Source organism: Agromyces kandeliae (assembly GCF_009674665.1).
Lineage (GTDB): Bacteria > Actinomycetota > Actinomycetes > Actinomycetales > Microbacteriaceae > Agromyces > Agromyces kandeliae.
On record NZ_WKJD01000021.1, the window covers coordinates 85,716 to 99,155 of the forward strand.

At 71.4% G+C, this 13,440-nt stretch carries 12 protein-coding genes; all 12 read right to left on the minus strand.

All coding sequences use genetic code 11. From position 1 onward, the window contains the following. Positions 1–23: 23 nt before the first annotated feature. Positions 24–1,367, minus strand: coding sequence for a HAMP domain-containing sensor histidine kinase (locus GJR97_RS18860; protein ID WP_154347803.1), 1,344 nt, complete (start codon positions 1,365–1,367; stop codon positions 24–26). Beyond that, positions 1,364–2,074 carry a response regulator transcription factor gene (locus GJR97_RS16140; protein ID WP_154347804.1) on the minus strand — a complete coding sequence of 237 codons (711 nt, stop codon included), beginning with the start codon at positions 2,072–2,074 and terminating at the stop codon, positions 1,364–1,366. Before GJR97_RS16140 ends, GJR97_RS18860 begins: the two co-directional genes overlap by 4 nt. 41 nt (positions 2,075–2,115) lie before the next feature. Then, entirely contained in the window at positions 2,116–3,471 is a 1,356-nt protein-coding gene (locus tag GJR97_RS16145; RefSeq protein WP_154347805.1) for a HupE/UreJ family protein, read from the minus strand. A 24-nt stretch (positions 3,472–3,495) separates the two neighbouring features. Then, complete coding sequence (locus tag GJR97_RS16150) at positions 3,496–4,071, minus strand: hypothetical protein (protein ID WP_154347806.1); 576 nt, start codon at positions 4,069–4,071, stop codon at positions 3,496–3,498. Between the two features lie 98 nt (positions 4,072–4,169). After that, positions 4,170–4,532: a hypothetical protein gene (locus GJR97_RS16155; protein ID WP_154347807.1), complete on the minus strand. Its 363-nt coding sequence runs from the start codon at positions 4,530–4,532 to the stop codon at positions 4,170–4,172. Next, positions 4,529–5,803 carry a flavin-dependent oxidoreductase gene (locus tag GJR97_RS16160; RefSeq protein WP_154347808.1) on the minus strand — a complete coding sequence of 425 codons (1,275 nt, stop codon included), beginning with the start codon at positions 5,801–5,803 and terminating at the stop codon, positions 4,529–4,531. Before GJR97_RS16160 ends, GJR97_RS16155 begins: the two co-directional genes overlap by 4 nt. Positions 5,804–5,858: 55 nt before the next feature. Beyond that, positions 5,859–7,511 (minus strand): amidohydrolase, encoded by a 1,653-nt coding sequence (locus GJR97_RS16165; RefSeq protein WP_154347809.1) that lies wholly within the window; start codon positions 7,509–7,511, stop codon positions 5,859–5,861. Between the two features lie 52 nt (positions 7,512–7,563). Then, positions 7,564–8,043 carry a DUF3237 domain-containing protein gene (locus tag GJR97_RS16170; RefSeq protein ID WP_154347810.1) on the minus strand — a complete coding sequence of 160 codons (480 nt, stop codon included), beginning with the start codon at positions 8,041–8,043 and terminating at the stop codon, positions 7,564–7,566. 16 nt (positions 8,044–8,059) lie between these two features. Continuing rightward, positions 8,060–9,739 (minus strand): nickel ABC transporter ATP-binding protein NikE, encoded by a 1,680-nt coding sequence (gene nikE, locus GJR97_RS16175; protein ID WP_154347811.1) that lies wholly within the window; start codon positions 9,737–9,739, stop codon positions 8,060–8,062. Beyond that, on the minus strand, positions 9,736–10,599 hold the full coding sequence (locus GJR97_RS16180; protein WP_154347812.1) for an ABC transporter permease: 864 nt from the start codon (positions 10,597–10,599) through the stop codon (positions 9,736–9,738). The genes nikE and GJR97_RS16180 overlap by 4 nt, the downstream gene beginning before the upstream one ends. Further along, on the minus strand, positions 10,596–11,549 hold the full coding sequence (locus tag GJR97_RS16185; protein WP_324613606.1) for an ABC transporter permease: 954 nt from the start codon (positions 11,547–11,549) through the stop codon (positions 10,596–10,598). The genes GJR97_RS16180 and GJR97_RS16185 overlap by 4 nt, the downstream gene beginning before the upstream one ends. A 132-nt stretch (positions 11,550–11,681) precedes the next feature. Next, positions 11,682–13,331: an ABC transporter substrate-binding protein gene (locus tag GJR97_RS16190; protein WP_154347813.1), complete on the minus strand. Its 1,650-nt coding sequence runs from the start codon at positions 13,329–13,331 to the stop codon at positions 11,682–11,684. Positions 13,332–13,440 lie beyond the last annotated feature (109 nt).

A 13,440-nucleotide genomic window follows, 5' to 3' on the forward strand; every position in this document is an offset into this window, starting at 1 on the left:
GGGTGACACCGCAGCGACCCGCCTCAGCGGCCGAGCACCAGTCGGACGGTCGCCCATCCGTCGAGCTCGAGCAGGTCGAGCTCGCCACCGCTCGCCTCCGCGCACGACCGGGCGATGTCCAGGCCGAGCCCGGTCGAGCCGCGGTCGCTACGTCCGCGCTGGAGGGCGTCATTGGACACCCCGTGCCCGCGGTCGCGCACGTCGACCGCGATGCGCCCGTCGTGGAGGTCGGCGACGACGACTGCGACGGGGGTGCCGTCGGCGGTGTGCGCGACGGCGTTCTCGAGCAGTGCGTCGAGCGCAGCCGACAGGTCCTCCGACGAGCACCTCACGAGCGCCTCCCCCGCGGTCTCCGTGCTGATGGATGCCTCGCGGCCCTGGTCCTCCATGAGGGGTGCCCAGTAGGCGAAGCGGTCGCGCGCGACCGTCGCTGCGTCGCACGACGGCATGGCCCCTTCGCGTTGCGGACGTCGTGCCGCCCGGATCACCGCGGTCAGCGTCCGTTCGAGCTGGGCGACGTGGAGCTCGAGCTCCGCCTTGCCGGATGAGGCGGGAAGCGCCTCGACGTCGAGCCGGACTGCGGTGAGGGGCGTGCGCAGTCGGTGCGAGAGATCGGCAGCCGTCTCACGCTCGAACTGCAGCAACTCCTCGATTCGCTCCGCGAGCCGGTTGAGGGCGTCGCCGACCCTGCGGACCTCCGGAGGGCCGGCGTCCGGCACTCGAGCGTCGAGGTCGCCGTGGGCGAGGCGATCCGCCGTGACGGCGGCGGCCGCGAGGTGTCGGGTGACCCGGCGGGCGATGAGCAGCGCCACGATCGCGACGACGACCAGCACGCCGAGCGCAGCGGCCGCCAGCGTCCCCATCCGTGCGGCGACGGCGCTCAGCCAGGCCGACGTACTCGCGTCGGCGCAGACGGTGAAGATGCCGGCCGCGGTCTCGGTGGTCAGGACGACACGACGTCCGCCGTCGATGGGTTCCACTGCAGGAGGCCCGCCGTCGGGTGAGTATTCGGCCGTCGGGCCGTCGCGCGGCGGGGCGCCGGCGTCGCGGTCCGAGGTCGCGTCCACCGTGCACGCGACCTCCGACTGGGCCCCGAGGACCTCGCCGTCGGGTTGCACGACCGTCACCGCGACACCCGTGAACCGTTCGTCGACCTGCTCGAGCTCGTCGGCCACGCTCTCGGCGTCATCCGCTCCGGCATCGATCGCGACGACCACCGACTCCGCGGCGAACTGCGCGCTGCGGTCGGCGTCCTCGCGAGCATCCTGGCCGACGATGAGTCCCACGGGGATGGAGAGCAGCACCAGGACGGCGACGGCGGAGCCGACGCCGAGCGCGACCATCCTGCTGCGCAGGGTGGCGTTCACGCCTCGCCGCCGACGGGGTCCACGAGCTTCACGCCCACGCCACGGACGCTGTGGAGGTACCGCGGTTCCGCAGCAGTCTCACCGAGCTTCCTCCGCAGCCAGGAGAGGTGCACGTCGACGGTCCGGTCCGCGCCGCCCCAGGGCATCTGCCAGACCTCGCTCAGCAGTTCGCGCTTGCTGACCACCTGTCCGGCGCGGGCGGCGAGCGCGAGCAGCAGGTCGAACTCCTTGCGGTTGAGCATGAGATCAACCCCGGCGAGGCTCGCGGTCCGGGCCGGCGGATCGAGGACGAGGTCGCCGACCACGACGCGACGGTCTGCGGCATCCGTCGTCGAACCGGATGCGGCCGCGGCGCGGCGCAGTACGGCGCGGATGCGTGCCATGGCCTGCGCCGCCGAGAAGGGCTTCACGAGGTAGTCGTCGGCGCCGGCGTCGAGCAGGCGGACGATCTCGGCGTCGTCGTCGCGCGCGGTGGCGATCACGACCGGGACGTCGCTCGTCGCGCGGAGCATCGTGAGCACGTGCGAGCCGTCGAGGTCGGGCAGCCCGAGGTCGAGCATGATCGCCTCCGGCTGCTCGACCGCGAGCGCCTTCATCGCGCCCACTGCCGTGTCGACCGCGGTCACGCTCGCCCCCTGGTCCGTCAGGCCGCGGGTGAGGGCGGCCCGGATCGCCGGATCGTCCTCCACCAGCAGGATTCGCGGCATGACCTCAGGGTAGCCTTCGGGGCCGTGCGCAATGGTCAACGTCATCGGACGAGCTCGGTCGGCGGCGATCCGAGGGACGTCTCCCGCTCGCCCCCCGCGACCGCTCGGGACGCCCTCCGCTCGAGGAGGCGCCCGTGCACGACGGCGGCGGTCGCGAGCGCGGCGAACGTGACGGGCACCGTCCACGAGGTTGCGATCAGTGCCTCCTCGACACCGGACAACGGGTCGGTGATGAGCCCGATCCGATCCAGGACCCATGCGGTCGCGGCGACGACCGCGATCCCCGCCGCCGCGAGGCGCACCGGCGCGTACCACCGCGTCCGTGCCAGGACGAGCAGGGAGGGGAGGACGAGCGTGATCGCGGCGAGCTGCGCCAGCTCGATGCCGACGTTGAACGCCAGGAGCACGGGCCACGACGCGTTCCCGTCGAAGCCGAGGTCGGCGAGGATGCCGGCGAACGCCAACCCGTGGATCAGCCCGAACGCGGCGGCGATGATCACCTCTCCCCGCCGCACGAGCGGTCGCATCGCATGGATCGCGGCGATGCCCACCGAGACCGCGATGAGGATCTCCACGGGCTGGCTGGGAACGTCGACCCATCCCATCGCGGCGGCGATCAGCGTGATCGAGTGGCCGACCGTGAACGCCGTCGCGACCCTGACGACCGACCATACGCTGTCGCGCACGGGTCGCGCCTCGCCGGCCCGGCTGCGCCAACGCCCGGCGAGCGCGATCAACGGCGCCGGAAGGAGCAGGGCGAACACGAAGAGCAGGTGATCGGCCCCGTCCATCACGTGGTGGTATCCGCTGACCACCATGTCGAGGATCCCCGGATCGGCCGACGCCGCGGCATCCGCGACGTCGCCGATCGTGACCGCACCATCCGCCTCGGTGATCACCCCGGCCAGGCCGATCGAACCGTCGGCATCCGTGACGACCACGGTGACCTCGTGACCGACGCCGTCGGCGATGATGCCGTCGAAGCCGAACGTGAAGTCCCCCGGGTCGGCGCCGACCGGGTCGAGGGTCACGTCGACGGACAGTACGGCGACGTCCTCGATGGTGGTCACGGTCGCCTCCCCGAACGTCTCGCCCCATGAGGACCCGTCGGCGCCGGTGGCGGTCAGGTGCTCGGCGACGTAGGCGACCAGGTCGTCGGCATCGGTCGCGACCGTCGACGGGTCGGCCGCGTAGGCGGTTCCGAGCGCCTCGTCGAGGGCGACGAGCGGGATCTGGATGGTGCCGTCGACCGAGTCCGCACCGACGGTGAGCGTCACGGCGGTGCTGTCGACGGAGTGCGCGTACGCCGCGGTCGGGGCGAGGGCGAGCAGGGCCGCGGCCGTGACCGCGATGAACGCGGCCACGGCCCGTCGGCCGGCTCGAGCGAGGCGGGACATGGCGATCTCCTGCGGGCGGATGACTCAGCCCTCGAAGTTCACGCGCTCGGTGAACGCCTCCTCGAGCTGGGCGAGGTAGTCGTCGGCCTGGTCCTGCGTGATGATGCCGTCCTCGAGCGCCTGGTCGATGACCGGGGAGAAGTCCGCCACGAGCGCGTCGATGAGGGTCTGCGGGTCGATGCCGAGGTCGGTCGCGACCGCGGCGAGGTTCTGGCCGGCGTCCATGCGCGCGTGCAGCTCGGCGTGGCTGATGCCGAGCACCTCGTCGAGGACGCTCTCGATCGGCTGGTGCCCGCGGTGGATGCCGAGCGACGCGTCGCCGAGCGCGGTGTCGATGAGCGCGTCGAGATCGGCCGTCGAAGTCGCGACGGTGCCCGAGCCTGCCTCACCGCCGGGTCCGCCGCCGTCAGGACCGCCGGCGGGCATCGATGCGGCGTCCTCAGAGGTGCTGCTCGCCGTGCTGTCGGTGGTCGTGCTGTCGGCGGCAGACGTCGACGACTCGGTACTCGCCGCATCCGTGGCGGCGACGGCTGTGCAGCCGACGAGCGTGAACGCCGCGATGGCGAGCGAAGCGGTGGCGAGAGCCTTCTTGATGTCCATGTGGATGTCTCCTCGTGTCGGCCGGGATCGATCTCCCGGTGACATCCACGTTCGTCGGCGTCGGTTCAGCTGCACGCCAAGGATCCCTCAAGGGAATCTCAAATCTTCCGGAGTAGAGGCTTCCGGGCTCGCCTGAGCTCGCGCTCGGCCCGGACAGGTCCGCCAGCGGTGACGGTGATCGCGGCGTCGACGCGTCCGCTCGCGATCGGAGCGGGCAGGGCGGCCATGGCGGCCGACCGTTCGGGCGAGTCGACGTAGACGCGCTCGGCCCTCGCGAACCCGTCAGGTCCGCCCGGCGTCGACACGGCCCACACGAACTCCCCCGAAGCGGGAACGGCGCAGGCGAACTCGATCTCGAAGCCTGCCGCGCGGCGGGCCGGAACGAGGTGCTCGCGCCACCAGACGACGAATGCGTCGAGCCGGTCGGCACCGACCTCGTACCGGCGCAACTGGACGGTCATCGTCCTGCGCCCTCCGCCATCGGTCGCACGCTGAGGCTCGGCCGGTCGTTGAGCAGCGACGGGTCGAACCCGGCGGCCTGCTTGTACTCGGCGGCGATCCGCTGCCGCTCGGCGAGTGGCACGACCTGCTCGATGTCGTCGAAGCCCTGCGGAGCGCGTTCATAGGCCAGTTGCATGACCCGTTCCGGTCCGAGGGATCGGTTGCTGAGCGTGAGCGCCGCGGTGACGGGACGCCGGGCGTGCTCGTAGGCGGCGAGCGCCGCGGACGCATCGGCGGTGGTGGCGAGTTCGCGGGCGACCGTGCGAGCGTCGAGGATCGCCTGGGAGGCGCCGTTCGAGCCGATCGGGTACATGGCGTGGGCGGCGTCGCCGAGGAGGGTCTGCGTCCCCCACGTCCAGCGATCGACGGGGTCGCGGTCCACCATCGGGTACTCGAGCACCTGGTCGGATGCCGCGATGAGGCCGGGCACGTCGAGCCAGTCGAATCGCCAGTCGGCGAACATGTCGATCACACGAGAGGGGTCGACGGCGCGGTTCCAGTCGGAGATGCCCGTGTCGCCGGCACTCGCGCGGTACTCGGCGATGAAGTTGATGCGGGCGAGCCCGTCGGGGCGCGGCGTCTCGAGCGGGTATGCGACGAACTTCTGCAGTCCGTCGCCGGCCATGATCATCGTGCGGCCGTCGAGGTAGGCCGGCGCGATCGCGGTGCCCCGCCAGAGGATGAGCCGGTTCCAGACCGGGTCGCCCTCGTCGGGATACCGCTGCTTCCGCAGGGCGCTGTGGATGCCGTCGGCGGCGATGACGACGTCGGCCGTGAGCGTCCGTTCCTCCCCCGACGCCTCGCGGAAGGTGACCGACGTGGCATCCGTCCGAGGGTCGGACGAGACCGCGGCCAAGCCGAGACGGACCCGCTCGGCGCCGAGTCGGCTTCGCACCGCCGCGAGCAACAGCATCTGCAGTTCTCCGCGGTGCACGGAGTACTGCGGCCAGCGGTAGCCCGCGTCGAGGCCGCGCGGTTCGGACCAGATCTCCTGGCCGAACCGGTTCGTGTAGGTGAGTCGGCTGGTGGGCATGCCGATCCGGGCGACCTCGTCGCCGAGGCCCAGTTCGGTGAGTTCGCGCACGGCGTGCGGGAGCAGGTTGATGCCGACCCCGAGTGGGCGCAGCTCGTGGACCTGCTCGATGATCGTGATGTCGCGGATGCCGGCGTCGTGGAGCGAGAGCGCGGTGGCGAGGCCGCCGATCCCGGCGCCGACGATGAGGATCTTCATGGTGATGACTCCGTTGTCGTGAGGTGTGTGGGTCTACTGCGCTGATGCGGCGACGTCAGGTCTCGTGGACGACCTCCCCGGCGACCACCGTCACGGCGGTCGCAAGCGAGGCGATCTCGGCGGCGGGCAGTTCGAACGGATCGCCCGTGGCCACTGCCAGGTCCGCCCGTTCGCCGACCCGGATGCGACCCGACCGCCCGAGGACCAGTTCGCTCGATCCGCTCGTGTACGCGCCCAATGCCTGCTCGAGGGTGAGGGCCTGGTGCGCCGCGTCGAGGTTCGGCGGCTCGGCGCCGTCGGCGACGACGGGCCGGGGCGCACCGGGAGGAGGCGGTGCCCAGCGGTTGACGACGACGTGGATCGCGAGCCACGGGTTCGGCGGCGAGACCGGCCAGTCGGAGCCCATCGCGAGGTCGGCACCGCCGTCGGCGATCGTGCGGAACGGGTACCCGCGCTGCATCCGCTCTTCGCCGATCAGGTCGACGACGAACGGGTCGGGTGCGGCCCACAGGCCCTGGATGTTGGCCGTGACCCCGAGCGGCCCGAACCGCCGTGCATCCTCCGGCTGCACCATCGACAGGTGGGCGATGTGATGGCGCGGGCCCGGCCCGTCGGCCGCCCGCGCGGCCTCGATCGCGTCGAGCGCCACGCGGATGCCGCGATCGCCCATGACGTGCAGGTGCAGGGCGAATCCGGCGGCGTCGAGTGCGGCGACGAACGCGCGGATCGTCGGCTCGTCGAAGTGCAGCTCGCCCGAGAAGCCGTCGTCGCCGTGGTTGCAGTACGGCTCGAGGAGCGCGGCGGTCTCACCGTGCGGCACGCCGTCGATCATCGCCTTCGCCGTCGTCGTGACGAGCCCGGCGGCGGCGTTCCGTTCGCGAAGCGCGATGAACCGGTCGACGAGCGCGGGCACGTCGGCCTCGCGCAATCCGGGCGCGATCCACAGTGCGCCGGAGGTCCGGCTCCGCAGCGAGCCGTCGGCGATGGCGCGCAGGTAGGCGGGAGTGCAGTCGGCCTTTCCGTTGTACTCGCCGAGGATCGCCTCGTGCCAGCCGGTCACGCCGAGCGACCAGAGATGCGACTGCGCATTGAGGAGTCCGGCGTGGATCTCGTCTTCGGTCGCCGGCGGGATGACGCGCCCGACGAGTTCCGCTGCGGTCTCGTTGAGGTAGCCGGTCGGCTCGCCCCGCTCGTCGAGGTGGATCCGTCCGTTGTGCGGCTGGGGGGTGTCGCGATCGACCCCGGCGAGTTCCAAGGCCTTCGAGTTGACCCAGAGGGTGTGGTGACCGGCGTCGCTCAGGGCCACGGGGCGGTCGGGCACGATCTCGTCCAGTTGCTGTCGCGTCGGCATCGGGAACAGCTCATGGCTCCATCCCCCGCCGGTGAGCCAAACGGCGTTACCCTGTTCGGCGCCGTCCCGGATGAGGTCGAGCGTCTGCTCGACGGTGGACGCCGGGGTGAGGTCGAGGCTCAGTCGTTCGACGCCGGCGAAGGCCGCGTGCACGTGCGCGTCGACGAAGCCGGGGTGGATGACGCCGGCGCCGGCGTCGATCACGCGGGTCGTCGTACCGCGCAGCTCGAGCACGTGCGCGTCCGACCCGACTCGGACGATGCGGTCGGCCACGACTGCGACCGCCGTGCTCGCGGTGCGCACGCGCCCGTCGAACACGCGGCCGTTGACGATGAGGAGGTCTGCGGGGGCGGTCATGGTCGGCCCTGCCTTCGGTACTGGGAGCGGATGAGGTCGGTTGGTGCGGAGGTCACGCGAGACGGAACACGCGGATGATCACGTACCCCGGCTCGGCCCGGGCGTACCCGACGAACTGGTACTCGGTCAGCCAGCGGAGCTCCGGGTGATCGGTCCGGAACCGGAACGCCGTGCGGTAGTAGAGCTCGCGCTCGTCCACCGCCTCACCCGCCACGATCCGAGCCCACGTCGCGTCGTCGGTTCGCCAGACGCCGCGGTTGACGACCTCGACCCCGGCGGTGCCCGTCTCCACCTCGGCCTCGATGACGTAGCGCGCGTCGAGTTCGACGGCGAGACCGCGGCCGTTCCACCAGTCGCCGCCGCCGTCGAGAATGGTGCCCCGGAGCCGGGGGCCGTCGAACGTGCCGCCCGACACCCGTGCGAAGTGCAGTCCCTCGCCCGGTGTCGTGCCGCCGAGCTGCACCGGGTCCTCGACGCGGCATCGCAACTCGAAGCAGTACTCGAAGGCGGGTTCCATCAGCGGGATCGACATGCGTGGTCCGTTCCGTTCATTCGGGGATCATCGCGCTGGAGCGCGTGGTCGTGGGCTGCGACCGCGTGCGACCGAGCCGGCGCCGGGGCGTCCACCCCTCGCGCGGGATCGACTCGAGCAGCATGCGGGTGTACTCCGCGGTCGGCGCATCGAGGATCTGTGCCGCGGTGCCTCGCTCCTCGATGCGCCCGTGGCGCATCACGACGACCTCGTCGCACAGCCGGCGGATGACGGTGAGGTCGTGCGTGATCATCAGGAGGGCCACGCCCGTCTCGCGGCGGATCGTGTCGAGGAGGGTGAGGATCTCGACCTGGGTCGTGACGTCGAGCGCCGAGACCGCCTCGTCGAGGACGAGCAGTTCCGGATCGGCGGCGAGCGCCCGGGCGATCGCCACCCGCTGTCGCTGGCCGCCCGAGAGCGCGCGCGGCCGGCGCGCGGCGAGCCCTTCGTCGAGCCGGACCTGCCTCATGAGCTCGCGGACGCGTCCGTCGACCACCTCCGCCGATTGGCGCGGTCGGTGCACGCGAACGGCCTCGGCCAGGCACTGCCGGACCGTCTGGCGCCGGTCGAGGGACTGGTAGGGGTCCTGGAACACCATCTGCGCGATCTTCGCCCGCACGCGCCGGTCCGCACTGCCGCGCGCCGGCCGGCTCCAGTCCTGGCCGTCGACCGTGATCGTGCCACGGTCGGGGCGCTCCAGCCCGAGCAGCATCCGGGCGGTCGTGGACTTGCCCGAACCCGACTCGCCGACGATGCCGAGCGACCCGCCCGAGGCCATCTCGATCGAGAGGTCGTCCACGGCGACGAGCGTCTCCCGCCTGCCGGTCGCGCCGCGGACCTGGTAGGACTTGCGGAGGTGCTCGATGGTCACGAGGGGCCGAGGTGACTCGGTGGCCGGCTCGAGCGGCGGTGCCTCGTCGAGCGACGCGGACATGAGGACCTTGGTGTACTCCTCGCGCGCGTCGCGCCGCATCGACCCGGCTCGGAGCGTCTCGAGGATCCGGCCGCGCTGCATGACGTTCACGCGGTCGCAGACTGTCCCCGCGAGCGCGAGGTCATGGGTGACGAACAGCAGTGAGAGGTCGCGGTGCGCGCGGAGGTCGGCGAGCACCGCCATCACCTCCTCCTGGGTCGTCACGTCGAGGGCCGTCGTGATCTCGTCGGCCAGCAGGATGTCGGGATCCATCGCGAGGGTCGCGGCGATCATGACGCGCTGCAGGAGGCCGCCCGAGAGTTCGGCCGGGTACTGGCGCATGCGTCGGTCGGGGTCGGTGATGCCGACCTCGTCGAGCAGGTGCCGTGCGCGGGTCGCGGCGACATCCGGCCGCTCACCCGCGACGTGCACGAGCGCCTCGGTCATGAAGTCGCCGATCGTCCGCAGCGGGTTGAGGTGCGCACGCGGGGTCTGGAAGACCATGCCGATCCGCCGCGCGCGGAGGGCGCGCAGCGCGGTCGCGGTCATCCCGCCGAGGTCCTGGCCGTCGATCCGGATCCTGCCCTGCGTCGTGAAGTCGTCGGGCAGGAGGCCCGCGACCGCGCGGAGCGTGAGCGTCTTGCCCGAGCCCGACTCGCCGACGAGGCCGACCGCCTCGCCGCGGGCCACGGACAGCGTGGTGTCGGTGACGAGTCGGCGGGGGCCCTCCGGGCCCGGCGCGACGATGTCGAGGCGCTCGACCTCGAGGACGGGTGCGGTCATCGCTCCTTCTCCTCAGCCCAGTCGGTGACCCTCGCCCCGATGATGCCGACGGCCAGCACGGTGATGACGACGAGGATCGCCGGGAAGACGGACTGCTCGGGCGCCCCCGCCAGGATCCCAGCCTGACCGGCGGCGATCATCGACCCCCAATCCGGGGACGGTGGTTGCTGGCCGAGTCCCAGGAACGAGATCGCCGCGAGGTCGAGCATGGCGTAGCCGAATCCGACGGCCATCTGCGCGGCGACGATCGGAATCATCGCGGGCACGAGGTGCCGGAAGCAGATCGCCGGGCTCGATACGCCCTGCACCCGGAGCGCGGCGATGTACGGCTTCGCGAGTTCGCGGGCGGCGGCGGTGCGGGTGAGACGGGCGATGATCGGGATGTAGGCGATGGCGAGGGCGATGACGGGCGCGGCGAGGCCCTTGCCGAAGATCGTCACGGCGAGCACGGCGATCACGAGGCCGGGGATGGCGAAGATGACGTCGACCAGGCGGGCGATCCCACCACTCACCCATCCCCCGAACCAGGCCGCGGCCAACGCGAGCCCGACGCCGAGGATCGTCGAGAGGACGACCACGACGGCGGGCGCGAACACGCTCGCCGCGGCTCCGACGAGCACCCGGGACAGGATGTCGCGCCCGAGATCGTCGGTGCCGAAGGGGTGCTCGAGGCTGGGGGCGCCGTTCAGCGGTCCGACGTACAGCTCGTTCGGGTCGTAGGGCGCCAGCCACGGCCCCGCCAGGGCGACCACGCTGATGACGCCGAACGCGATGACGGCGACGAGGAACGTCGGGTCTCGTCTCGCGACCCGCCTGGCCGCGGCCGGCACGGTGCCGTTCGCGATCTGGGCGACGCTCATGAGGTCCTCCCTCCGCCGACGCTGGACGGGTCGATGATCGCGCTGATCAGGTCTGCGACCGCGTTCAGCACCACGAAGATCGTCACCAGCAGGAGCGAGACGATCTGCACGACCGGCAGGTCGGCTCGTGCGGCCGCCTGGACGAGCAGCGAGCCGATGCCGCCGAGGCCGAACGCGACCTCCGCGATCGCGGATGCGGCGAACAGCCCGGCGATGGTCGTGCCCGCGATGGCGAGGATCTGCGGCGAGGCATTGCGGAACACGTGCACGCCGAAGATGCGACGCCGCGGGATGCCGCGCACCCGTGCCGTGTCGACGTGCTCGCTGTGCAACTGGGCGACGAGCGAGCCGCGGGTCACCCGGCTGACATACGCGATGAAGAGCACTGCGAGCGAGATGGCGGGCAGGACCAGGTGCCAGAGGCGGTCCCACACCCCCTCGCCCTCACCGTAGACGGGGAACCAGCCGAGGCTCTTGGCGAAGACCCAGATCAGCAGGATGGCGACGACGAAGGTCGGCAGCGCCATCCCGAGCGAGGTCATCGCCGCGATGGTGCGGTCCACCACCCGACCGCGGGTGGCGGCGAGGATGCCGGAACCCACGCCGAAGACGAGGATCAGCAGCACGGTCAGCAGCACGAGCTGGAGGGTGATGCCGAATCGCGGGCCGACGAGGGAGACCACCGGCGTCTTGTAGACGAAGGATCGCCCGAAGTCCCCCTGGATGGCGCCGGTGAGCCACTGCCAGTACCGCGACCAGACCGGGTCGTCGAGGTGGTACTCCGCCCGGATCTGCTCGACGAGCTCGGGCGTCGGCTTCGCACCTCCGGCCAGAGCCGCGATCGGGTCGCCGGTCAGCAGCACCGCCGAGTAGATGACCATGCTGGCGAGGATGAGCGTCAGCAGCATCCCGCCGAGCCGTCCGAGCACGGTCCGCGTGAGCACGTTCACGTCGCCGCCTCCTCTCCGTGTCGTGGGTCGGGCGACCCGGCACGCGGGCCGCCGGGGCCGCGGAACCCCCGTGAAGGGAGGATCCCACGGCTCCGACCGGCCGGCGCGTGCATCGGGTGCCGATCGTTCCGGCTACTTGCCGCCGAGGTGCAGCGCCCAGGGGCTGCTGTACGCGGCGATGGACGTGGTGACTCCAGTGAGCTCGTCACTGAGGTACGTGAGCTGGTAGGTCCCGGCGAGCGTCACCTGGAGCATGTCGGGGGCGAAGACCTCCTGCGCCGCCGTGAACTCCCGAGCGGCCGTCTCGGGATCGGTGGCGTTCCGGGCCGCGAGCAGGTGCTCGGTCACCTCTGGGTTCTCGTAGCCGCTCCAATTGAAGATGCCTCCCATCTCGGGCGGCAGCATGAACAAGGACGGGTAGCCGAGCACGCCGGGGGTCTCCAGGTAGCCCTGCGTGGCCACGAAGTCGACGCCCTCGCGCTTGCTGGGGTCGTAGAACAGCGCGCCGAAGTCGGAGGCCTGCATCTCGTCGATTCGGATGTCCAGGCCGATCTGCTTCCCGGCGCTCTGGATGATCGCGGCGGTCTGCTGGAACTCCTTGGCGCCGGACGGGACGGCGACGACCAACGGCCGGCTGACGTCCTCACCGCTCTCCTCGACCAGTGCCGTGGCGGCCTCGAGGTCGACCTCGGGCTCGGCGAGCGCGTCGTAGCCCTCCTGGTAGGTGCCGGAGGCCTCCATCGAGTGGAAGGAGAACTCGGGCACGATCGTCTTCTGGACGTAGCCGAGGCCGTTCACGACGGTCTCGAGGTACTGGTCGCGGTCGATCGCGAGGTTCAGGGCCTGCCGGATCTTCGGGTTCGCCGCCGCGCTGGTGGCCGATGCGGGCCCGAAGCTGTACGACGCGGTCGAGTGGCCGACCGTCAGCGAGCCCGCACCATCTCCCTCGAACACCGCTCGTGAGCCCGGCGAGACGTTGATCGCGCCGTCGATCTCGCCCTGCGTGAGCGCGGTGGCCAGGGTCGATCCGTCACTGACGAAGGTGTACGTCAGCGTCCCGACGAGCGGGGCGCCGTTCCAGTAGTCCTCGTTCGCGATGGTCACGATCTCGCTGCCCGGCGTCCACCCGCCGTCCTGAAGCTCGAACGGACCGGTGCACATCAGGCCCGCGTCAGGCGTGCCGACCGCGGCGCCGTTGGCCTCGCCGAACGCCTTCTGCATGACCGCACCGCCCTGGCCCGCGAGCGCGTCCCTGAAGGTGGAGTCGGGTGCGATGAACCGCACGGTGACCTCGTTCGGTCCGGTGGCGGCGATGCCGGCCGTCGGGTCGGGGTCGACCAGGGCGAACGCCCCGTACCACTGCGAAGCGGGGTTCGTGTTCTGCTGCAGGCTGTACACGACGTCGTCGGCCGTCACCGGGCTTCCGTCCCAGAACGTGACGTCGTCGCGGAGCGTGATCACGAAGGTGACCGGATCGACGAACTCGGCCCGTTCGGCGACGCCCGGCTCGATCGAGAAGTCGGGCTGCAACGAGAGCAGGTTGTCGCAGAGGTTCGGGATGATGAGGTTCGCCGAGGCGGCCGGGTTGAGCGTGGCGGGCTCGCCCTCCACGATCGCCCAGGTCACCTCGTCGACGGCCTGGGTGCCGGCCGGCTGCGCGTCGACGATCTCGAAATCGTCACCGACGACGTCGGCATCGTCCGCGTCGCGAGGAGTGCAGGCGGTGAGCGCGAGCAGCGCGGCGCCGGCAACGGCGCCGGCCGCGAGTGCGGTTCTCTTCATGATGGGTTCCGTTCGATCCGTACGGTCAGGTCGGGATGCAGCCCGACCGCGGGTTGGGTGAGGTGGATGGTGCGGTCCTGCCTGTGTTCGGTTGTCCTGTGGTGCTGGC